Source organism: Shewanella vaxholmensis (assembly GCF_031932135.1).
Classification (GTDB): domain Bacteria; phylum Pseudomonadota; class Gammaproteobacteria; order Enterobacterales; family Shewanellaceae; genus Shewanella; species Shewanella hafniensis.
Window position 1 is genome coordinate 39106 of the sequence record NZ_JAUOEV010000005.1, and the last position, 21102, is coordinate 60207.

At 47.4% G+C, this 21102-nt stretch carries 14 protein-coding genes; 1 reads left to right on the forward strand and 13 read right to left on the reverse strand.

Features of this window, described 5'->3' with window-relative positions:
- Position 1 precedes the first annotated feature (1 nt).
- The 10 genes from panP to Q4Q46_RS06485 form a co-directional block, all read right to left on the reverse strand.
- Positions 2–1651: a pyridoxal-dependent aspartate 1-decarboxylase PanP gene (gene panP / locus Q4Q46_RS06440; protein ID WP_063883165.1), complete on the reverse strand. Its 1650-nt coding sequence runs from the start codon at positions 1649–1651 to the stop codon at positions 2–4.
- Positions 1652–1920: 269 nt separating this feature from the next.
- Positions 1921–3135: a glycerate kinase gene (locus Q4Q46_RS06445; protein ID WP_311905543.1), complete on the reverse strand. Its 1215-nt coding sequence runs from the start codon at positions 3133–3135 to the stop codon at positions 1921–1923.
- An 84-nt stretch (positions 3136–3219) separates the two neighbouring features.
- Positions 3220–4578, reverse strand: a complete 1359-nt coding sequence (locus Q4Q46_RS06450; protein WP_311891552.1) for a GntP family permease — start codon at positions 4576–4578, stop codon at positions 3220–3222.
- A gap of 326 nt (positions 4579–4904) precedes the next feature.
- Complete coding sequence (locus Q4Q46_RS06455; RefSeq protein WP_311891553.1) at positions 4905–5912, reverse strand: catalase family peroxidase; 1008 nt, start codon at positions 5910–5912, stop codon at positions 4905–4907.
- Positions 5913–6121: 209 nt separating this feature from the next.
- Positions 6122–7360, reverse strand: coding sequence for a sugar diacid recognition domain-containing protein (locus Q4Q46_RS06460; RefSeq protein WP_311891554.1), 1239 nt, complete (start codon positions 7358–7360; stop codon positions 6122–6124).
- An 8-nt stretch (positions 7361–7368) separates the two neighbouring features.
- Positions 7369–8067 (reverse strand): uracil-DNA glycosylase family protein, encoded by a 699-nt coding sequence (locus Q4Q46_RS06465; RefSeq protein WP_311891576.1) that lies wholly within the window; start codon positions 8065–8067, stop codon positions 7369–7371.
- A 172-nt stretch (positions 8068–8239) separates the two neighbouring features.
- Entirely contained in the window at positions 8240–8845 is a 606-nt protein-coding gene (locus tag Q4Q46_RS06470; protein WP_259589336.1) for a hypothetical protein, read from the reverse strand.
- Between the two features lie 228 nt (positions 8846–9073).
- A complete protein-coding gene (locus Q4Q46_RS06475; RefSeq protein WP_311891555.1) occupies positions 9074–11161 on the reverse strand; it encodes an MtrB/PioB family decaheme-associated outer membrane protein in 2088 nt (695 codons plus the stop codon).
- Positions 11162–11173: 12 nt separating this feature from the next.
- Positions 11174–12181, reverse strand: coding sequence for a decaheme c-type cytochrome MtrA (gene mtrA, locus Q4Q46_RS06480; RefSeq protein WP_311891556.1), 1008 nt, complete (start codon positions 12179–12181; stop codon positions 11174–11176).
- Between the two features lie 68 nt (positions 12182–12249).
- Positions 12250–14211: an OmcA/MtrC family decaheme c-type cytochrome gene (locus tag Q4Q46_RS06485; protein WP_311905544.1), complete on the reverse strand. Its 1962-nt coding sequence runs from the start codon at positions 14209–14211 to the stop codon at positions 12250–12252.
- A 138-nt stretch (positions 14212–14349) separates the two neighbouring features.
- Here Q4Q46_RS06485 and Q4Q46_RS06490 point away from each other — a divergent pair, with 138 nt between their 5' ends.
- Positions 14350–14511 (forward strand): hypothetical protein, encoded by a 162-nt coding sequence (locus Q4Q46_RS06490; protein ID WP_006081109.1) that lies wholly within the window; start codon positions 14350–14352, stop codon positions 14509–14511.
- Positions 14512–14552: 41 nt separating this feature from the next.
- On the opposite strand, the gene Q4Q46_RS06495 is transcribed toward Q4Q46_RS06490, so the two are convergent.
- From Q4Q46_RS06495 to Q4Q46_RS06505, 3 genes are all read right to left on the reverse strand, one after another.
- Positions 14553–16745 (reverse strand): OmcA/MtrC family decaheme c-type cytochrome, encoded by a 2193-nt coding sequence (locus Q4Q46_RS06495; protein ID WP_311905545.1) that lies wholly within the window; start codon positions 16743–16745, stop codon positions 14553–14555.
- 248 nt (positions 16746–16993) lie between these two features.
- The gene (locus Q4Q46_RS06500; RefSeq protein WP_311905546.1) at positions 16994–18913 is read right to left on the reverse strand and encodes an OmcA/MtrC family decaheme c-type cytochrome; all 1920 of its coding nucleotides are present in this window, start codon (positions 18911–18913) and stop codon (positions 16994–16996) included.
- Between the two features lie 35 nt (positions 18914–18948).
- Positions 18949–21099 carry an MtrB/PioB family decaheme-associated outer membrane protein gene (locus Q4Q46_RS06505; protein ID WP_311905547.1) on the reverse strand — a complete coding sequence of 717 codons (2151 nt, stop codon included), beginning with the start codon at positions 21097–21099 and terminating at the stop codon, positions 18949–18951.
- Positions 21100–21102: the final 3 nt, after the last annotated feature.

The following is a 21102-nucleotide window of genomic DNA, read 5'->3' on the forward strand; positions in this document are numbered from 1 at the left end:
GCTATTGGGCAACCATCGCCATGAGTGCGGGTAAAAACTCGTTATCTAGTGCAGCGATTTCACTTTGCTCGACCAGCACTTGATTGAGGATGTCATGGCTGGTGAGGGGGTTGGCGAGTACTACGCGAAACACCACGGTCGCTTGTCTAAAATAGCGGGCTGGCTGAATGCGGGTGCGGGAGACGAAGGATTTACCCTGTTCGCGTTGGTGCTTTTGAATAAACTGGGTGAGGCCATCAAGCAGCTCGTTAAAGCGGGCGAGTCTTAAGGTGTCTGCTTGCTCACAGGCAAGCTGCATGGCGGCTTGGACGCAGGCGGGCACATAACGGTAAGTCAGCAGACACAGTTCTGGTTCAGTAACCAGCTCAAAATCCTCATGGGCTTTGATTTGCTCCGCAAAATAGCGCGCTTTCTCAAGGCTGTTGTTGATTAAGATTTCATACCCATCGCGGCCGATGATCTGCAAGCAAGCGTGCACTAACATCGCCATGCCAGGGCGTGAACCTTCCAGCGTTTGGCTGCCTAAGTCCTTTGAACCACGGCGCAGGATATATTCGGCGTGATGGGCGATGGCGTGGGCGAACTCTGGGTCTTTAAATAACACCATGCCCGCGCCCATGGGCACGTACATTTGTTTGTGGGCATCGATGGTGACTGAATCGGCAAGTTCGATACCTGCGAGTAAGTGGCGGTATTTATTGGATAATAAACTTGCTCCGCCCCACGCTGCATCCACATGGAAATGGCAGTTTAACTCTTTTGCCAGCGCCGCTAACTCTGCCAGTGGGTCAACATTACCGGTTTCTGTGGTGCCTGCCACGCCAACAATCGCCAACACTTTGATGTTTTTACGGGCAAGTTCAAGGGCGGCTTGGCGCATTTTCGCGACATCGACCTTGTTATCGCTGCCCGTGGAAATGCTGATGATATTGTCGCGGCCGATACCAAGCAGATCGACGGCTTTGCCCAGCGAATAGTGACCGCGCTCCGAGACCAAAATCGCTAAATCGTCATAGCCATAGTGGCGCAGTGCCTTGAGTAAGCCTTCGCGGCTGACGCCTTTAAACTCGCCATCGGCTTTCAATAATTGGTTACGGGCGATCCACAGGGCGGTGATGTTGGCCACTGTGCCGCCGGAGCAAAATGCGCCGAGGGAATGATTGGCGCTGTGCATCCAGCTTTGATAAAAATCCGTATCTTGGTCATAAATCAAATGGTGCATCATGCCGAGCACTTGGCGCTCAAGTGGCGTAAATGCCTTTGAGGTTTCGATTTTGACCAGATTTTGATTGAGTCCCACCATCATTTTCGACAGTGGCAACACAAAGTAGGGCAGTGCCGACGTCATGTGGCCGATAAAACTTGGTGCCGCTGTGTGTACCGAATGCGCCACCAGATTTTGCATAATTTCGTCGGTGTAATCGGAGACAAAACGCGGCTGAGTTGGGATCTCAAAGGCTTGAAAATCGGTTTCAATTTCCGACAAGGGTTTTTCGAGCGCGGCGATACTATCACCCAAAAAGCCTGCTAAGTCCTCGGAGAGCTTCTGCTCGATAATACTCAGCGTTGATCCTGCATCTTCCGGTGCAGTAAAAATGCGGAGCAGACTTTCTTCGGATGCTGTGGCTTGGCGAGGGAGTTTCTGGGTCATGGGGCTTGCCGTCTATTAATTTTTATAGTGAAACCGCAAATTTGCTCGAAGAGTATAACCAAATCAGTGACTCTCAAAATGTTCAATCAGCGGAATACCAAAAAGGGAGCTCACTTTACTGCAAGGCCTTTTAGGCATCAAGCACTAAAATTTTGTGTTGCCAAAGCGTTGCGGCCTAAATAAGCAAAGGCGCCGTTATGGCGCCTTTATGTTTAACTCGACGAGCAGCTCATCAAGCTTGAGCATTAGCCCTAAAATTCATGTTAGCCCTAAAATTTGCGTTGGCCCAACATGAGTACCGCGCCGATATTTCGGGCGGTATTGCAAAGGTTTAGCTTGGCATTGGCCAGTACATCATCGAGCGGACTTAAGTGCGGAATGATAGGGAAGATAGCCGCCATACCGTGATCCAATATGGCATTGGCGTTGTCACCCAGGCAGCCCGCGATACCGATAGTAGGAATGCCCTGCAGTTGGGCTTGCTTTAACACACCCATCGGGGTTTTTCCAAACACGGTTTGCCCGTCGATGCGGCCTTCACCTGTGATCACTAAATCAGCGCCACGGATTTTGTCAGCAAGGCCAACGGTTTTCATTACAATTTCAACACCGGGTTTAAGTTCGGCATTTAAAAAAGCCATCACGCCAAGACCCATACCGCCCGCAGCACCTGCACCCGCATGTTCACGGTGATCTGTCATGCCACTTTGGGCAATCACATCGGCATAATGGGATAGCGCTAAATCGAGCCGCTTAACCATCGCAGGCGTTGCGCCTTTTTGCGGGCCAAAAATCGCCGATGCACCACGCTCACCGCACAGCGGATTATCAACATCGCAGGCGACTTCGAAGCTGCACTCACGTAACAGCGGATGAGCGTTTGAGACATCGATTTGGGCAAGGTTCGCCAGTGCCGCGCCGCCAGAAGGCAAGGTTTTACCTTGGCTATCGAGCAATAAAATGTCCAGCGCTTGGGCCATGCCCGCGCCGCCATCGTTGGTGGCACTGCCGCCTAGACCTAAAATGATGTGCTTTATCCCCCGATTAAGCGCATCACAAATCAGCTCGCCCGTCCCATAACTGGTGGTGATCAGCGGATTACGTTGCTCCCTTGGCACATGGTGCAGACCAGAGGCCGAGGCCATTTCAATCACGGCAATCGCGCCAGTATTTGGAACCGTTGCAGAGCCATGATTAGAGCGACTATCCAAGTCATTATTCGAGTCACTATTTGATAAATTACCAAGAATGCCATAGTGCGCTTGCACCCTATGCCCCAGTGGGCCCATGACCTCTAAGCTGACAATACTGCCGCCCGTGGCATCGACCATAGATTGCACTGTGCCTTCGCCGCCATCGGCAACGGGAATTTTGACTATGTCGCAGTCGGGTATCACTTGTCTTAAGCCTTGCTCGATGGCGTTGGCCACTTCGAGTGCGCTTAAGCTTTCTTTAAATGAGTCGGGGGCGATAACTATTTTCATTAAAAATCCTACAACTAAATGGGCGCGGTTTGCGCCCAAGGGACAAGCTTGAATCAAGGTTAACTCACTAATTACTAATCACTATCAGAGCAAGACTAAGCTGAGCACATACACAGTCAACATAGCGGTGACACCTTGAATAAGGGTTGCCATGGTTTGTGCTTTGTAAGCTTGTTTCACACTCATGCGGCTAAATTGGGTGACGACCCAGAAGAAGCTGTCATTGGCGTGGGAAACCGTCATCGCACCGGCACCAATTGCCATTACCGTTAATACGCGGCCCATATCGCTGCCAAGGCCGATATCACCGAGCATAGGCGCAACCAGTGCCGAGGTTGCGACTAATGCCACAGTCGATGAACCCTGCGCCGATTTAAGCGCCGCGGCGACGATAAAGGGCATAAAGATACCGATACCGAGTGCCGACAGTGATGTGCCTAAAAAGTCACCGATAGGCGTAGCTTTCAAGACAGCACCAAAGGCACCGCCTGCACCTGTGATTAAAATAATCGGCGCGGCTGTGACTAACCCTTGGCTGATACGCTCGCTAAATTCGCTGATCTTATTCTCACCTTTTAATAACGACAGGGATAAGAATAGACCAATCATCAGAGCGTTAACCGGTTGACCGAGGAACACTAGCGCGTCAAATAATCCTGCTTTACCTAAAGGCGCTGAAGGGAAGTTAGCGATAGAACCTAAACAAATTAATACGATAGGCACAAAAATCGGTGCGAAGGCTTTTAATGGGCTAGGTAGGGTGCCATAGCTTTTTTTCAGAGTTTCATAGTCGCTAATCTCCGCTTTAAGCTCCTCTGCACCTTCACCATCGGGCTCAACATCGGCAAATCGGTTCGCCCATAACATGCCCGCTAATGCGGCAACGGCGGCCACAAACAGACCCACGCCGATCACTAAGCCTAAGTTGGACTCTAAGCCTAAGTTGCCTGCGGCGGCGATAGGGCCAGGCGTTGGCGGTACAAAGGTGTGAGTAGCATACAGACCTGTAGCTAAGGCAACGCTCATGGAGACACTAGAGACCTTCATGCGGTTCGCCATCGATTGTTTTAGCGAGTTTAAGATCACAAAGCCCGAGTCACAAAAGACTGGAATAGACACGAGATAACCGATAATCGACATGGTTAATGTCGGGAAGCGTTTACCTAATACCTTGATGACCACATCAGCCATAGTAATGGCGGCGCCGCTTTTTTCTAGAATGATACCTATGATAGTCCCTAAGACGATCACAAGGCCGATATAACCTAAGATGCCGCCAAAACCTGTGGTGATGGTTTTAGCGATTTCTCCGCTCGGTAAGCCATACGCGAACGCTGCGATAAAGGCGGCCAGAATTAAGGTTAAAAAGGGGTGGAGTTTAAATTTTGAGGTCGCGATAACAATAAATGCAATCACGCCGATGAGAATAAGCACTAAGTTCATATTATGTCCCGTTCAGTTCTTGGCTGAAGTTTTTGAGTAAGTTTTTTGATTAATATTGTAGGGCGCAGTGCTTATTTGGGCCTGAGTCCAAATGAGGGCTGCTTTAAGGTCATCCTATTATTGTGCAGGTATGTTTGAATAGCTTTGGCTAAATCCACGGAATTACCGCGTTATATTTCGCCATTTTTGTGCTCATGCACAAAAATGCTTAGGTGAATTCGAATGCAGGAGGAGGTGTTTTGTCGGTAAGGGAGGCGCTTGTCGATAAGGATTGGCAAATAGGGCTATTTGCCAATCCTAAACAGGAGGGACTTAACTCGACATCTTTATTGACGACGAATAAAGGATTCGACATAGGCGGCGGTGCGGGCATTGAGTATCGGATCGGCAGATGCAGTAATGCCCTTAGGCAATAACAGTGGGTTAAATATGCCTTTATCACACTGCTGTACTTGGGGATCGCTATCTCGCTCGCCGTTAATCATCACTTGGCCTACCAGTAAACGCTGGCGAGTTTCAGGCCAGATCACGGTTGGGTCATTAATCTCATCACCCATTTCGGCGAGTTGAATATAGAGGTTCCATTGTGCTGGCTGGGTTTTAATGCGCTCGAGTAATTCTGCCTTTAAAAAATCATCACTGAGACTGGCAAGTTCACTGGCTGACAGCGCGGCAGTACCTGCGACAGGTTCAAAAATCCATTTACCCGCGACCGTTTCACCTTGTTGAACACTGTTTTTTTGCGTGCTGAACAGGAAACTATTTACACCGAAGTAGCGGCTGTTGGCAAAACTTGGGCTGGGAGGCAACTGTCTAACATGGTCGAAAAAAGCTTTGGCGCTGGGTTGATTATCAATAAGCCACTGTTTACCTTCAGGGCCTTGTTTCACTTTGGTCTGAAAGTTAAAAAATTCTTCGAGATTTTTGGCAAAGAAAACGGGAACGTTAGTGGTGACAAAGTTAAGGTTTTCTTTATCGCCGTCAATTTTGAGTGACATAAAGCGCCCAGCGGTTTTATCGGAGATCTGCGGATTTGTACCGCCGAGGGAAAAGCGGGCTGTGACCTTGATACTATCTTGATTAAAAAATGGAATTGCCAACGTTTGTTGTAATTGTGGATTCGGTTTAAAACTGCCCGAGGTACAAAATCCCTTAGTGTGATTACGCAGTTTGACATTTTTACCCGCCTCGCGACTTGCCGCATCGGGTGTGCCGTTGACGGCATCGACCAGTTCGGGAATGGTTTTCTCGGCCGCGATTAACGAAGGTGAAGTCAGCGCAATGCCGCTAATGAGACAAGCTTTGGCGAGTAAAGTCAGTTTGATTGAGGTCATTATCATTCCTTTCAATGGACTAAGTAGAGAGCGCTAGCATATCGACGCGATACTATATGAAAGGATAGGAAAGGGGATACGGTATAAATCTTTCAATTAATTTTTTAGTACAGCCCAAGTTTTACTCAATTGATCTGGCCATCAGGTCTGCGCCGTCATCTGCGGGCTTTTTTCTAGCTAATCTGTTGAGTTGCTAAGTCATTTGAGCGTTAAGTTAAGCGAGTCGAAGTATCAATTAATTGCCCAAGATACAGGCTCAATAATCCATGCAGGGATTGAATGTCGGCTTGGGTGATTTGCTGAATTTTATCAAGGCGATATCTCAGTGTATTGCGATGAATAAACAGGGCATTAGCGCATTGCTGTGCATCGCCAAAGTGGGTGATGTAAGCCGCTAAGGTTTTTCGTAATTGGCCGTTTTTATCCGCCTTGGCGAGTTGCTGATAGGGCGTTGCGAGTGCCTGACCGCGCCAGTCATGTTTTAGCCCTGCAAGTAACACTTGTAGGGAATAATCTTCAAATAGGTATTTATTCCCTTCTGCATTGAGCTGCTTACCGAGTGCTAAAGTTTCTTGAGCTGTGTGATAGGAGCGCGCTATCCCACCTTTTTCGGGGAAGAAATGGCCGAGGGCAATCTTAAAGTTTAAATCCATCTGGGCGGGTAAGCGCTGCAACAGCTTATCAATGCGCTGATTTTCAAGCTCAGGATCCCATTGTTTTCCATCTAAAAAAGCAGGCTTTAGGATCACCAACTGCGACATTGAGGTCATGGCAATCAAGTTACCACGGTCAGGATATTGCAATAGATGCAGCACTTGCTTGAGGGTTTCACTGACTCTGGGGCTGCGTTCATCGGCGGGCTGAGTGGATGCCTCAGCTAAGAACAAGGCCGCTGGGGTTGTGTCGGTTTTTAAATGGTGTTTCTGAATGTTTTTCTCGCTGATCTCAATAATGGCCGCGACTCTTGGCAGGCTGATATCAATGTCGAGCTGTTTTGCCCAGCGGTGCAACTGTGCATCATCGGTTTCAGCTTTGATCAGTTGCAGAATAAACTCTTCACGCTGGCGATTCTCCCATTGCAATTTATCCTGCAGGTTGGCTTGTTCAACAATCATTTCGGCGGTCATTTTGAGTAACTCACCATAATGGGTGAGCTCACGTGGATCACCGGTAATGCCGACAACGCCGATAATTTGTCCTTGATAATGTAAGGGTAAATTGATGCCTGGCTTAACGCCATGCAGCCCTGAGGCGACTTCTTGACTGATCTCAACATTGCGATTTTGGGCAATCGCCAGCAGCGCGCCTTCGTGGGTTGACCCTATACGCTTAGGGTCGCCTGAGCCTAAAATCACCCCTTGGCCGTTCATCACATTGATATTGTGGCCAATGATTTTCATTGTGCGACTCACAATTTGCTTAGCAATGGCAGAATCAAGCAGATACATACAGGCGCCTAGTAGTGTTGAAGGTTTAATAGGGATGCAATACGCATTCTTAATCTGGGTAGCATATCGCGTTCAAACTCAGGATGCTGCTTAAGCCAAAGATTATTACGCGGGCTTGGGTGCGGCAAGACAAGATACTTAGGCCAATATTGCTGCCATTGCGCGCATGCTTGGGTCACTGTTATTGGTTTCAGTTTGGGGATGGCTTTTACTTTAGCGTTGGTCGAAATTTTACTGCTGGTTGTTTGAGGCTTAGTGATCGGCGAAGTGGGGTTTACGGTCTCGGACGATTCGCGCGGTAGATGATAGTCGATGGCATATTGGCCGAGGATCACAATTAGCTCTATTTGCGGCATTAGGGCGAGCAAGGCCTGATGCCAAGTGGCAGCACATTCGGGGCGCGGTGGTTTATCACCCTGCTTTTTACCGTTTTTTTCGATACTGCCCGGAAAACAAAATCCCATAGGGATAATGGCAAAAAGATTGGGGTCGTAGAATTGCTCCCGCGTGACATTCAACCAAGTGCGCAGCCGTTCACCGCTGGCATCGTCAAAAGGTATGCCTTTATGGTGGGTTTTCACGCCCGGAGCTTGGCCGGCAATCAAAATCCGCGCTTGGCTACTGGCCTGCAATATCGGTTTGGGCGCTAAGGGCAAATCAGCCTGACATAAAGTACAGGCGTTAATTTTTGTCAGCAGCGCTGTCATTGATGCAGAACTGGGCGGCGATACCGTTTCGCTTAGCGGTGATGACGCCGGCGCGTTAGTGCAATGTGTTTTAGTCAAAATTTGTCTTAGTCAGTGGTCAGTGCCCGTGGTTAATTGTAAATGTCATCGCTCATTCATCGTTGCTTATTCATGGTCGCTCATTCATTTTCAATCAGGATTGGAACATCATCGCCGTTTGATATAGCCAGTAGCCAAAAAGACCGTAGCCAAACAGCAAGCTTATATAACTTAATAGTTTAGGCACTCGACTTGGGCTTGAAGCCAAACAGATATGGGCCAGCACAAGGGTAAAGAAGGCTAATGGGGCAATCACATAGCTCAAGGCGAGGATGAATAATGCCCCTAGGCTGATGATCCAATCGGCATTGCGATTGCTGGGCTTATCGATTTGACACAATTGTAGCGGCAATAATATCAGTCCAATCGCCACACAAATAATGCCTAAGTTCAGGGCGAAATCACTCCAACCTCTGTGATCATATATGGCTAACGCGACGGCAATCAGCGGTACGATTAATGCGCTTAATACATGGCGTTTGGCAAAGGCGGCGCTGCGATACTGACCCGCAAAAAAGAACAAACCCTGTAAAAATAAATTGATCAAGGTAAAGCCGCCGAGGCCGAGAATGATAAACAGGCTGGCGGTGCCGCCCGAGGGGTCGAACGCCAAGGCGGGTAAGGGCAATAGACTCAGTCCCAGTAGGGCGGGAAGCGATGACAACCACTTAGATTGGCAGAGGGGAGAATAAATACGCATGTGCTCAGAGGATTAACCAAAAGATTGAATTAAGATCCGCTAAAGTGAGCTAAAACTCAAGGAATAAGGTTTTTATGGGCGGACTTTTGCGCCAGAGTCTGATCTTATTCAAGATTTTTACTTTTATCTGTGCCGATGTAATGATTTTGCATGTGACTTTGGATGTGACTGCTGCGGTTAAACAAAAGCCCGCAAGATGCGGGCTTTTGGATTGTCTATCGTTGAGGATTAGATCTTGTAGCTCATGCTTAACATGATCATCTGCGCTGTGTAGTCATGGCTATTATCACCAAAACCTACGACGTTCCAGATCCCATTGACGGCGATATCATTGGCAGCGTCATTGTCCTTATAGTTCTCAATTTTATAATCGAAGCGCAGCGCCATTTTCTCGGTGGCTTGATATTGAGCGTATAAGTTAATGTTGTGTACTTTGGCAAAATAATCGCCGTAGTCGCCTGTGATACCTTGTCTAACTTGGGTGTTACTGTTGGAGTCTGAATAGGTGTAATCCAGTCCCATGCGTAACTTGTTCTCAAGTAAGTTGTTGTAGCTAATGCCAGCGCCGACAACATCGACTTTATCTTCGATGAAACCTGTCCAGGTTGGGGTGCTGTAGTTGCTGCTTCCCGCTTGTTCAGATTCAATGATTTGATAGTTGTAGAAGGCGTTCGCCAGTAAATCATCGGTGATCATGTAGCTGATGTTGGCATCATAACTGGTGTCTTTTGACTCAGTTAAACCGATGACAGTATCTGTGTAGTCATCTAATGCGTAACGGGCACCGAAATCTATGGTCAGGCTTTCGATAGGCGAATGAGTGACTCGCGCTTCCACTTGGGTTCTGTCACGGTTCGCCAGATTGTACTTACGCAACAGGCTGTTGGTTTCAGACGATGTCCATTCAGAGGCTTGATATTCAGAGCCGTCACGTTGACCGTAACTGCCCTTAACCCACATATCCCAAGTTTCGAAGCTGTTGACTCTGAAACGCGCCCAAACCGTGTTCTCATCCGTAGTTTCACGGTCTTGATAATTACGTTCGTCACGTCTGAAGTCATAGCCGCCATCGAGTTTCATGCCGCGGGTAAAACGATAATCCGCCGCCACTTTGAAGCGTTGGCTAGTGTTATCGTAAGGGGTGTTATAGGCCACCTTACCGTTGACATTGTTGATGCTGACTTGGGTCCACTCTTCAATCTGCGTATTGTTATCGCGGTCGTTGTAGTCGTAGCTACCACTTAAGCGCAGTGAATTGGTGACTTTGCTGACCACTTTTAAGTTCAAACCGATAAGGTCGACCTTGGCATCAAGGGCTTCAGTTGGCACTTGATAACCATAACCTGAAGTCACTAACGCTTGGTCTTGACTCATTTGTCCGGTAAGCAAGCGAGCCGATAGCACATTGGTACTGTCGTTGTATTGGCCCATTAACGATACTGTGTGTGACTGATTGTCTGGGTCTAGGGCGATAGAGCCAGAGGTTTGCGCGCCAAAGGTTGGATTAAACGCACTGTCAAAATTTAACTGGTTGTACTCGTTCTTAAAAATCGAGCCATTGTAGTTAAGTGCGGTGAACCAGTTGTCGCCTTTAAGCTTGATACCCGCTTCAATGGAGTCAGTGGTGTAATCGACAGGCTCGGCTAACATCATAGATTGATTAAAGAATCCACCTGAAGCTTTTTTCAAGCCGGTTTTTTCTTCACGCATGTAGCTCACATGTGTGCTCCACAGCGATTCACCTTGATAATCAAAACCTAGCCCAGTGCGCTCACGTTTGAGCGACAGTTCTAAGGAGTTCAGGCTGTCCATCAGTAATGGCATTTGGCTGCTTGAACCCGCCGTCACCCAGTTGTCTGGCAGCGTTAAATTATCGCTGCCCACACCCGAGTAGGGCGTTAAGGCACTGTTGCTGTTGTAAGTGGCAATCTGGCGATAGTTCACATTGACATTGTACTGGCCTTGCTTGCCGGCATTCACCTCTAAGCGGCCGCCATCCATGCCCAGTTGATAGGCTTCAACGCTGGCACGATAGCCTTTTTCACCGCGAAAGGTGACATCAGCATCCAATTTCCCTGCGACTTCGTTTGAAGTCCCAAAGGCATTCGCCGAGCGAATGTCCTCTTCACTGTTATAACCTACGCCGACACCCACAGTACCCGATGTGCCCGTTTCAACGACGCAGCCTTTACAGCTCCATGCGGACATTTTGACTTTTTCTGTATTGGCATTGGCCAAGCCATACCCATCGGCCGCTATCGCAAAACCTGTGTTTGCCAGTAACGCAAGAGTGATCAAATTGAGTTTAAATTTCATTTTCTCGTCTCCTTAGCGCTGTAATAGCTTGCCAGATGGATGGTTTGAACCATGAACCTGACTGTGGCAATTTAAACAGCTTCTTCCACCCGTGAAGGCATTGTCACCGACGTTTGAACCTAAACCAGTGTTACCTAAATAAGCATTGCTGGCATGGCCATCGCTGGCGTGACATTGCTGACACAGCTGCGGTGCGCGGGTTTTCAACATGGCATCATTCACGCTGCCGTGAGGATTGTGGCAAGTGACACAGTTCTCAGTGACGGGTGCATGTTCCCACAGTTTGGGGCCGCGTTTTTCGGCGTGGCAGGAGTAACAGGTTTCGTTAATGCTCGGCTTGTTCAGATCGGAATCTGTCATGCTCCCATGGGGATTATGACAATCGCTACAGGTCATTTGAGCCCATTTTAATGGGTGACTTGAGCGTTTGTTCATGTCTGCTTTTTGCTTAGTGTGGCAGCTAGTACAGACTTCCATTTCGGTGTTTTTTGATAACACAGGATCTTTTGCCACATGCACTTGGTGGCAAGAGGCACAAGCGACATCGGCATTGTCATGGTGACTGCCGTTCCAAGACACACGTTTATCATCTTGGTGACAACTCATACAGACGCTGTTTTGTTTTTCAGCACTTAAGGTCGATTGCTTACCGAAAGTGATCATCGGCTCGTTGCCGCCTTTATTGTGTTGACCTAAAGGACCATGACAGGCTTCACATTGCAGGCCAGCCATTGGGCTTTTTGATGAATCAATGGCGCCGTGGACACCTTTGAAAAGGTCCATCACTTTTTCAGATTTTTTATGGCACATCAAACAAGAATCGGCGCCTTTAGGGGAGTAGTTGCCTTCGGCAAACTTCTTATCTAAGGTGGCTTCGACTTGCTCTGGCGTCATTTTCGCATCCCACTTCGACGCATAAGCGTTTGGTGCAATGCATAAAGACATGACTGCTGACATTGCCATGGTGATGGTGATGACAAGTGCCGGCAGTAGGTTTTTCATTTTTAGGCTGTTCTTCATAATAGGCTTCCCAATTTGTCCCAACAAAATTCAAGAAAGGGGGAGCGAGCTCCCCCTGCTTGGGCAAATTACATTTTCACCTGAGTGTGATCTGTTGGTGTGGGTTTGTGACAGTAGAAACAGGTTTCTGACTGCGCCGCTTGGTTAGCTTGAACATAATCACCGTTCACAATCGCGCCCATGTTTTCTAAGCCGTGGCCAATGGATTCTGGCGCGTGGCATGAAGTACAAGTGGCTGTGATTGGCGTGGTGTATTTACCTGCTGATGTTGCCAGCGCGCCTTTCACTTTGAATGCATCTAGGTTGAAATCGTTGTGACATTGGGTACATTCTTTGATGACACCTTGCTCGCCGTGGATCACGTGCAGTTTCATCTCGAATGCGCCTTTGTTAGCACCAGAGGCATAAGTACCATCAGGTGTATGACACGCGACACAAGCATCAACACCGACGATCGCTTTACCGTTCGCATCTTTTGCGTGTGATACTTGCTCTGTCATCACAAAACCTGAATGGTGGCCTTTGTGGATTTCAAAGGTATCGCTGTGACAGCCTTGACAGGTGTTGAAGTTAACTGAGTTAACATGGCGCATGCTTGGGGCGTTGCCTGATTTAGTACCAAAGGCGAGCTCTGCTTTCATACTGGTGGTTGCGCTATCAACGGTACATGCCGTTAAGCTAGTACCTGTGCTACACATTTCCAGACCGATAAAGGTAAAGGCCGTATCTGTATCGCCAGCACCGAAAGGCAGGGCAGGTGTCGTGAAAACCAGTTTGCCGTCAACTAAGGTCACACCAGCTTGTAGTGCGCCATCTTTGACTAAGTCTTTAGCAATTTTCGCAGCACCACTACCAGGGCTCTTGTTGTAACCCATAATAGGGAAGTTAGGGCCAACGTTAGTGACAGTTTCTAAACGTTTAATCTTGTCTTGAACCGTTGCCGCATCAATCGCGTTACCGTCTTTGTCAAAGACAGACACAGTTAATACCGCAGTATTGTCTTCTTGACCCGCAAGCGTTGCAGACATACCTAACTGAGCCATAACAGCTTTCTTCTCAGCGGTTTTGCCTGTGTGTAGCTCGGCAGTCCAGTCGCTGTTATGACAAGCGATACAGTTAGAGTTATCTAACTGCTGAGAGTGGCCTTTGCCTGCGGCAAAATCGATGTCTACGTGACAGCTAGAGCAAACTTCCATTGTTGGAATACGTGACCAGTTTTTTGCCTCGGTGAGCATGTCAGATTCAACGTGACAGACTTGGCAATTATCTTGGACTATATGTTGTGCAACTTCTGGAACTTTATTATTTTTGCCCCACGCTTTGTTGGCGTTGTGCACATTATGAATTAAGTGACTAAAGGTGACATGGGGTTTACCGCGACCATCCGCAAATTCTTGCGTATGGCAAGAAATACACGTTTCGACTTCAGTCGCTTGGTGATAAATCTTTTCGCCTTCCACGTGGCAAGTTGTACAGACTTCATGGCTGACAATATTTTTAGTGTATAGAGGAGCATTACCTTGGCCGTCGAAATCTTCGACCATTTCGGCAACGGGGACCGAAGTTCCGTCTGGTAATTTTCCTGCTGCAGACACGACGTTAAAACGTTGCGTTAATTGCGTATTAAAGACCTTATTGCTATCGAATGTGTCGAATTTAAAGGTATAACTACCGTTTTTATTATCAACATAGTTTTTCGATGAGCCTAGCCCTTGCCAGTTAGCACTATTACCAGGGCCAGTCGCCCCTTGAGGTATTAATTGCAGTGCTTTTTTGATTTCTAAATTAGCAAGACCAACAATTGGAAGGTCGTCTTCGTTTGTGGCGAAAACAGTGACCACAGGTGAATCATTTTCATAGTTTACTTTAGTAATATCAAGGTTTAACTTGTGGATGGAACCAGCGGGTTCTCCACCAGGTTCACCGGGATTACCATCATTACCATCGCTGCCACCACAGCCAGTTAAGGCCATAGTGACTGCACTTGCTGCTAACAGCAGTGCAATTTTAGTTGTTTGTGCGTTCATCATTTTTTTCCCTGCATAGGTTTGGCATTGCTTAAACGCTGTGTTCTAGAGCCAACAGATTCTATGTCTGTGTTTTTGGTCACTAGAAGCGACTTAAGTGGATGCTGGAAATAGAATTCCCCAAGGAAAGGCTAACCTAACATGACCTTAAAATCTCCAAGGCCTTTGCTAATGTGTGACTTGGATCTTTCTATTTCTAAAGAGGTATTTAAAGCAAGAGGTAAAAACGATTTCAGATCAAAAAAACAGCGGATTTTTAAATGGCAAGAATATAAAGAGAGAGGTAAAAACCTCTCTCTTTAGTAACGATAAAACATTGCTCTGAATGAGAGCGTTATATCTGCTTAATTACCGTGAACTTTACTTAATTGAGCTGGGGTATGACAAGTTGCACAGCTTTCTGATGCACGAGTTTGCACATCGGCTGCACTACTGCCATTTAAAATACCACCGTTAGTCTCAATGTGAGATTTTGTCGCATCAGTCAGATATTTTTGGTGACAGCTTAAACACGCACCCGCATCTGAAGATACCCAAATATCGGCACCGTTATTATTGATATCACCGTAGCGCCATGTGCGATTAGGCTGACGTCCTAAGGTAATACCTGTAATGACGTTTGCTTTATCAACTGTATGGCATGTCGCACAATCGGTTTTTAGCACAGTGCCTGATTGTACACCCGCATATTTCAGGTAATGGCCTTCACGTTCGTGAGCTTTCCACGCAAAGCTAGTTGGGATCTTACCGCCAGGATAGTTGGCATCATTTTTCAAGGTTTTATCCGAAGTATGACAAGTTTGGCAATTTACACCGTTGTCATAGTGGTGGATTTCTTGATTGTGACAACCTTGACACTTAGTTGCATCAATAATGTCGCGACGTGTCGCTGCCTTGGCAGTGCTGTCCACTCCTGTATCTTTCCAAACGAAATGATATGGTGCTTGTTTAACCGCGACTTTACTTACACTGTCAGTAGAGCAATCTGTCATAGCTACGTCAGCAACGCCATAACCGCCATTGTTGAAGCACACTTCTAATGTTGACCACAGCTCGAATGTTTTACCATTTGCATCAGCGGGTAAACTGAACTTAGTGCCTGTTAATGAGTAGGTTTTATTCGCTTCATTATAGGTACCTTCACTTAAAGCGATACGACGATTGCTATAAGAGGCATCAGCATAGCTTGGGTAATCTTTATCAGAATCCCATGCTACGACAACGCGTGAGCTTTGATTTACGAAGGCTTTATCAATGGCATTGCCATCTTTGTCAACAACTTGGACATCAAAAGTGATTTTGCCCGTGTCATTCACGCCGACATTAGTGAACTTAATGCCCATGGCTTTAGTTTCTGTGTAAGCTTTCAGCACATCACCATGACGTTTAGCTGCACTACCTGTGCCATTGTATGGTTCAGTTGCATTATGACAAGCGACACAATCACTGCTGCTGTGGTGAGCAGACGGTTTTTCTGTGTGGCAACCAATACAGGCTTGATTGCTTAAGTCGGCTTTAAATAAATCGGCATTAGCTGGTGCACCCGCTCCTTCAACGTGACAGGCTGCGCAATCCGCTGCAGGTTTTAATGGGAAACCAACCTTGCCGTAGTCAATTACTTTGCCACCATAACCGACAATCTTGTAAGGGGCTGGTACTTCAGCGCCTGTCTCATCAAAGGTATGACGTTCGCCACCTTTGTGGATAGCATGGATCATGTATGTAAATTCAATGCTATTACCTGACTCAGGATCGCCAGAGGTTGCCGTATGACAAGATGCACAGTTCTCAATATCAACTCTACGGCCACCGTGTAACTCTAAACTTTCTGGTTGGTGACAGGTATAACAGGCTGTTATTGAAACAACGTTGCGTGTTTGAATACCTTCAGTTTTGCCTGTAGAAGGCTGCCAATCAAAATGGGCGTTGGCAGCAAGCTGTGGTAATTCAAGTTCTAATGTTGCCCGTTGAGTCGCTTCAGCACTGTAGGTAATCGCTAAGGGTTCAGTGACATTGGCGATATTTGCTTGATAGGTATAGCTGTAGTTACCATCACCATGATCCACTAAACAGGTATCACACTTGGCAGCGGCTTCAACGTTGGCTTGATATTGAGCTGATGGATTGAGGTTATCCACGCCAGAAGGCACTGTGCCAGGCTCTTTTTTGGCATTGATATAAGCTTGCCATTGGTAACCGCGGTCAGCGGGTTTGGCTGGATCCTCAGTTGCTACTGTAACGTGGCTAAGCTGTGCAATACCAAAACGTATGTCGTGATCTTTATTTAAGCCTAGTACTGCTACGCCATTCGCATTTTCTAATGTGAAATCGACTGTAACCTTACCTGCATCGATAGTGGCATTAGTGAAACTTGCTTTCAGTGTAGGAGTTGTATCGATATTGACACCAACAACACCCGGTTTACCGTCTTCACCATCTTTACCGTCACTACCACCGCAACCGGCGAGTAGTAGAGAGAGTAAACCGGCACCCAACATCGCTTTTGTTGCGGCATTGAAATTGAACCGTTTCATCATGATATTTCCCTGCAATAGTTGTAATCATCATCAAACGCTTGGTAGATAAGAATAAATCTCATTACCCGCATAAGATGTGTGGAATTAGTTTTCCATCTGTAAGGCTAACTAAGTCACTGGTATTAATCAGTCACTTTAGGTGGGTAATGTGACTGAGATCTGACTATTTCTTTAGGAGTAGATGACTGCATAGTATGAGTTCCTTTTATATCTGCAGTTACTGGCCTTTTTAGGCCAGCATCATAGGCTTAGTTTATGGGATGCACTTTTAACACGTCCGCGACTCCGCCTTGTCCATGACAGAAAGCACAGGTTTCAGTTCCTGCGGTTGCATCAGCTTTTGTGCCAGCAAAAACAGCACCTTGCTGAGCCATGTGGTTATGAGTGCTGGTATCTGAATGGCAGTTGCTACACACAGCGGCAATCGGGCTGGTAAAAGTGCCGTTATCGAGGGCAAGGGGTTGTACTGCTGAATTTAAAGGAAGGGCGACGGTAGATATCCCCGCAGAATCGTTAACATGGCATTGGGCACAGTTACCGATTTTTCCTGGGTAGTTTAGGTTTTCAAAACCTGCGAATTGGCTGGTGTGAATACCGTGGATCAGCTGCTTAAAGTCAAATGACGTGGTGGAAGGATTTGCCGCCGTCGCATCGGCCAGCATATTGGCGTTATGACATAGTTGACATTGACCACCGAGATCGTTACGTGAGCCATGGATATTAAGCTTTTGATCGCCATGGCAATTACCGCAGCTTGCATTACTGACAACAGTGCGGCGACCCGTACTGCTTAATGCTGCCATATCAAAATAACTGTGGCTGGCTTTAATCACTAACACTTCCGCCAGTTCAGTGGTGCAATCAACGAGTACTTTGTCTTTGGCGCAGACTCGGCCTTGAATCGCGAGTCCGCCGTGATCCGCTTCAGTGCCCGCAGGCACAGTAAGACCCGAAATCGTATAGGTATAAATGCCATTTAAGCCTGACACTGGGGTGGATTCCGGCAGCTTAATCGAGCGGGCAGAGCGAGTGGCATAATCAAAACTGGTTCCCCAGTTGGCATATACCCTTAAATCATTGATGAATTTTAGCTTATCGGCACTGTCGCTGTAGACGCTGCCAGTAGCTGGGTTCATCAATTTAACCGCGACTGTGACTGTACCATTGGCATCCATACTGGCGCTGGTGATGCTTGGGCTAAATTGCATCAGTGCCGCAGTTTTGTCTTCATCACTGTGAACGCTTACGGTCCAGTCTGCATTATGGCACGCCACGCAGTTACTGTTATCGGCCTGCGCTGGGTGTCCTTCGCCTGCGGGAAAATTGATTTGTGTATGGCAGGCGCCGCAGGCTTGCATGGTTGGGACTCTGTGCCAGTTTTGCTGCTCAGCTAACTCTGCCTTATCGACATGACAGGTTTGGCAGTCACTGATGGGTTGCGGGAAACCGGTTAAATGTTTGCTGTGGATCATTTGCGGGAAAATATCCGCAGGATTACTGACTTTTTTGCTGTTATGACAGGTGACGCAGGTTTCGATTTGATTATATTTACTGCCATGGAAAGCAAGATTGCTGTGGCAACTATTACAAGTTTCTATTGTGACTAAGTTGCGGGTGTAAGCGACATTATCCCCAGATGATTGCCAGTCATAATGTTGATTGGTAATAGGCAAGGGCGTGTTATCGGCAAGTTTATCGCCGCCGATTTTGACCACCATTCTTTGGGTCGCTTCTGGCATAAACGTCACCCCATTCATGCCATTAAACGGTGCGCTGAAGGTGTAGCTGTAGTGACCGTTTTTATGATCTGTGAGACTGCCTGGGCAAGTTGCCGCGCAGGTTTCAGCGGTAAAATGTTGCCATTCACTGCTATTTCCCGCGCCTGTATAACCTTGGGGAAGAAGCTGCGCTGCAATAAACGTTGCCGATGGGACACCAATTACGGCTTCATCATCTTGATTGCTCACTTGAAAATCCACTTGAGCAATGCCATCTGCCATCTCAACTTTATCGACCGTGACCTTTGGGCTAGTGATAGTTAACGCGGGCGGTTTTGCGGGTTCACCGGGATTACCATCTTGGCCGTTATCACCGCCACAGGCGCTTAATAGCGAGACTAAGGCCAGCATCAGACTGAATTTCGAGCTCATTTTTGCAAACTTGTTCATATTTCTATCCTTGGAATGCGCTGTCAGTGCCTAAGTTACATTTGGTAGCTTAAGGTCAAGCCTAAATAGTGAGCGTTGTAGTCGTGGCTCATATCCCCAAAGCTGAGTACGTTGGGAATCGTGTCCCAATTTGTGCCTTGGTTTTGCCAGTTAGCATCTTGATACTTTTCGAATAACCAATCGACGCGTAGCGACATACTGTCGGCAAACTTATATTTGGCGTAGGCATTAATATTGTGTTTGCGGGCATAAAAATCGCCATAGGGACTGGTGATGCCGTAGACGATCTCGGTATCACTCTGTCCATCGGAATAGCTGTAGTCCAAGCCAATGTTGAGGTGATTATCGAACAGGTTTTGATAACTAAAACCTGCCCCAATTAAAGTCGATTTTTCCTCGGCAGTGCTGTACCAATCGGGCGTTGAAAAGTGGTTGCTGCTTGCTTGATCTGAGTCGCGCCAATCTTGGTTAACAAAGGCACTGAAATGAAGATCGTCACTCAGCGCATATTGGGCCGATACGTCATAACCTAGGTAGGACACTTGAGTAAGACCCACTTGGGTGTGGTGATAATCGTCATCTACACTGTGCAAGCTGGCGCCCAGCGAGAGGCCGATATCAGTTTGATAATCAGTGTGTAAGGTGACTTTTTGCCTTTTTCTGTCGGCAAGGTAGGATTTACGTAGCCAAGGATTGCTTTGGCTTTGAGTGGTCGTGACGGGATCGTATTCACTGCCATCGCGCTCTAGTGCTTCTCCTTTTAACCATGCTGACCAAGCAGGGGAATAGCGATAGCTCAGTTTGGCAAACACGCCTGACTCGTCGACGGATTGGCGGTCGAGTTCAGTGTAATCGTTTTCGTTACGGCTGTAGCCTGCTTCGGCATAGGCGGCTGAAGTAAAACGGTATTTGCCTTTAAGTTCGAGTTTTTTGGTTCGCTTATCATAAAGGCTATTTTGAGCAGAGCCTTGGTTAATACTGTCGGTGATGATTTGTGGGAAGTCTAATTTGGCCGTTTTGTTATCTCTGTCTTGATAGTTGTAGCTTGCCTGTACACTTAAATCTTGGGTGATCCGGCCCGAATATTTAAGGATCATTTCAATAATATCCACTTGGCCATCTAAGGTATCCGCAGGCAGGACAGGTGACGGGCCATTGATGGTGGCTGGAATAAAAGTGTCATCTTGGGTCATACGGCTAAAGCCTGCGTGCATTAGCACATTCTGACCATTCGCTCCCCCAGAGGCTTCTGCGGCAACGCGATAGGCTTTACTGTCGGGGTCGACTGCATTTTGGCCTAAGTATGCCGCGCCAAAGGTGGGCGTGTAGGCGGATTGCCATTGCATGGCTTGGTGATCATTTTTATATTGGCTGACTTGGCTATTGATGCCAGCCTGCCAGCCCGTGCCATTAAAATAGACTCTGGCATCGATTTCATCGGTACTGTCATCAATAGGTTGGGCGAGCATAACGCTATTGGTGAGTATATTGGCGCTGGTCTTTTTGGCGCCGCTGCGGTCTTCATGCTGATAGTTTAGCGAGGCTTTGTAGTGACTGTTATTGTCACCTTCAGGTGATATTTTGCCCGCGTAGTAACCACCGATCATAAAGCGATCACGTTGAATACTTAAATCTTGGCCAACAAGGCTGCTCTGTAGCATAGGCATAGATTGTGTTGTGCCACCTGTTATCCAGTTATCGGGCAACAACATCTTATCTTGCGATGAGGTATAAGGGCTTTTGAGTTGATTATGGTTATAGTTAGCTAAGCCTCTATAACCTAAGTTGATTTGATAGTTCCCTGGCCTTCCTGTTGTGAGCTTAGCTGAGCCCGCATCAAAACCTAACTTATCCGCGATCAATTGAGTTTGATAACCCGACGGTGTTTTGTACACCATATCCGCACCGACAGCGGCAACGAGACCATCGTTATCTGTCCCAGTGCGGTTACCGAAACGACTGTCCTCGCCATCGTTGTAAGCGAGGGTGGCACTGACATCACCACTATGCCCTGACTTAGATTGGCATTGTTTGCAGCTCCATGCTTCTGTTTTTATGCCACTTCGATTCGCCTGTTGTAGCTCATAACCTTCGGCATGTGCCTGAGATAAAACACCGCTTATCACCCATGCGAGTAACGTGAGTGAAAAGCAAGCACTAGGGTGAGATAGTTTAGCTGTTGGCATGAT

Excerpts from the sequence above, each read along its gene's own strand:
- panP (WP_063883165.1), bottom strand. The coding sequence starts at position 1,651 with ATGACCCAGAAACTCCCTCGCCAAGCCACAGCATCCGAAGAAAGTCTG.
- Q4Q46_RS06445 (WP_311905543.1), bottom strand. The coding sequence starts at position 3,135 with ATGAAAATAGTTATCGCCCCCGACTCATTTAAAGAAAGCTTAAGCGCA.
- Q4Q46_RS06450 (WP_311891552.1), bottom strand. The coding sequence starts at position 4,578 with ATGAACTTAGTGCTTATTCTCATCGGCGTGATTGCATTTATTGTTATC.
- Q4Q46_RS06455 (WP_311891553.1), bottom strand. The coding sequence starts at position 5,912 with ATGACCTCAATCAAACTGACTTTACTCGCCAAAGCTTGTCTCATTAGC.
- Q4Q46_RS06460 (WP_311891554.1), bottom strand. The coding sequence starts at position 7,360 with ATGTATCTGCTTGATTCTGCCATTGCTAAGCAAATTGTGAGTCGCACA.
- Q4Q46_RS06465 (WP_311891576.1), bottom strand. The coding sequence starts at position 8,067 with ATGACAGCGCTGCTGACAAAAATTAACGCCTGTACTTTATGTCAGGCT.
- Q4Q46_RS06470 (WP_259589336.1), bottom strand. The coding sequence starts at position 8,845 with ATGCGTATTTATTCTCCCCTCTGCCAATCTAAGTGGTTGTCATCGCTT.
- Q4Q46_RS06475 (WP_311891555.1), bottom strand. The coding sequence starts at position 11,161 with ATGAAATTTAAACTCAATTTGATCACTCTTGCGTTACTGGCAAACACA.
- mtrA (WP_311891556.1), bottom strand. The coding sequence starts at position 12,181 with ATGAAGAACAGCCTAAAAATGAAAAACCTACTGCCGGCACTTGTCATC.
- Q4Q46_RS06485 (WP_311905544.1), bottom strand. The coding sequence starts at position 14,211 with ATGATGAACGCACAAACAACTAAAATTGCACTGCTGTTAGCAGCAAGT.
- Q4Q46_RS06490 (WP_006081109.1), top strand. The coding sequence starts at position 14,350 with ATGACCTTAAAATCTCCAAGGCCTTTGCTAATGTGTGACTTGGATCTT.
- Q4Q46_RS06495 (WP_311905545.1), bottom strand. The coding sequence starts at position 16,745 with ATGATGAAACGGTTCAATTTCAATGCCGCAACAAAAGCGATGTTGGGT.
- Q4Q46_RS06500 (WP_311905546.1), bottom strand. The coding sequence starts at position 18,913 with ATGAACAAGTTTGCAAAAATGAGCTCGAAATTCAGTCTGATGCTGGCC.
- Q4Q46_RS06505 (WP_311905547.1), bottom strand. The coding sequence starts at position 21,099 with ATGCCAACAGCTAAACTATCTCACCCTAGTGCTTGCTTTTCACTCACG.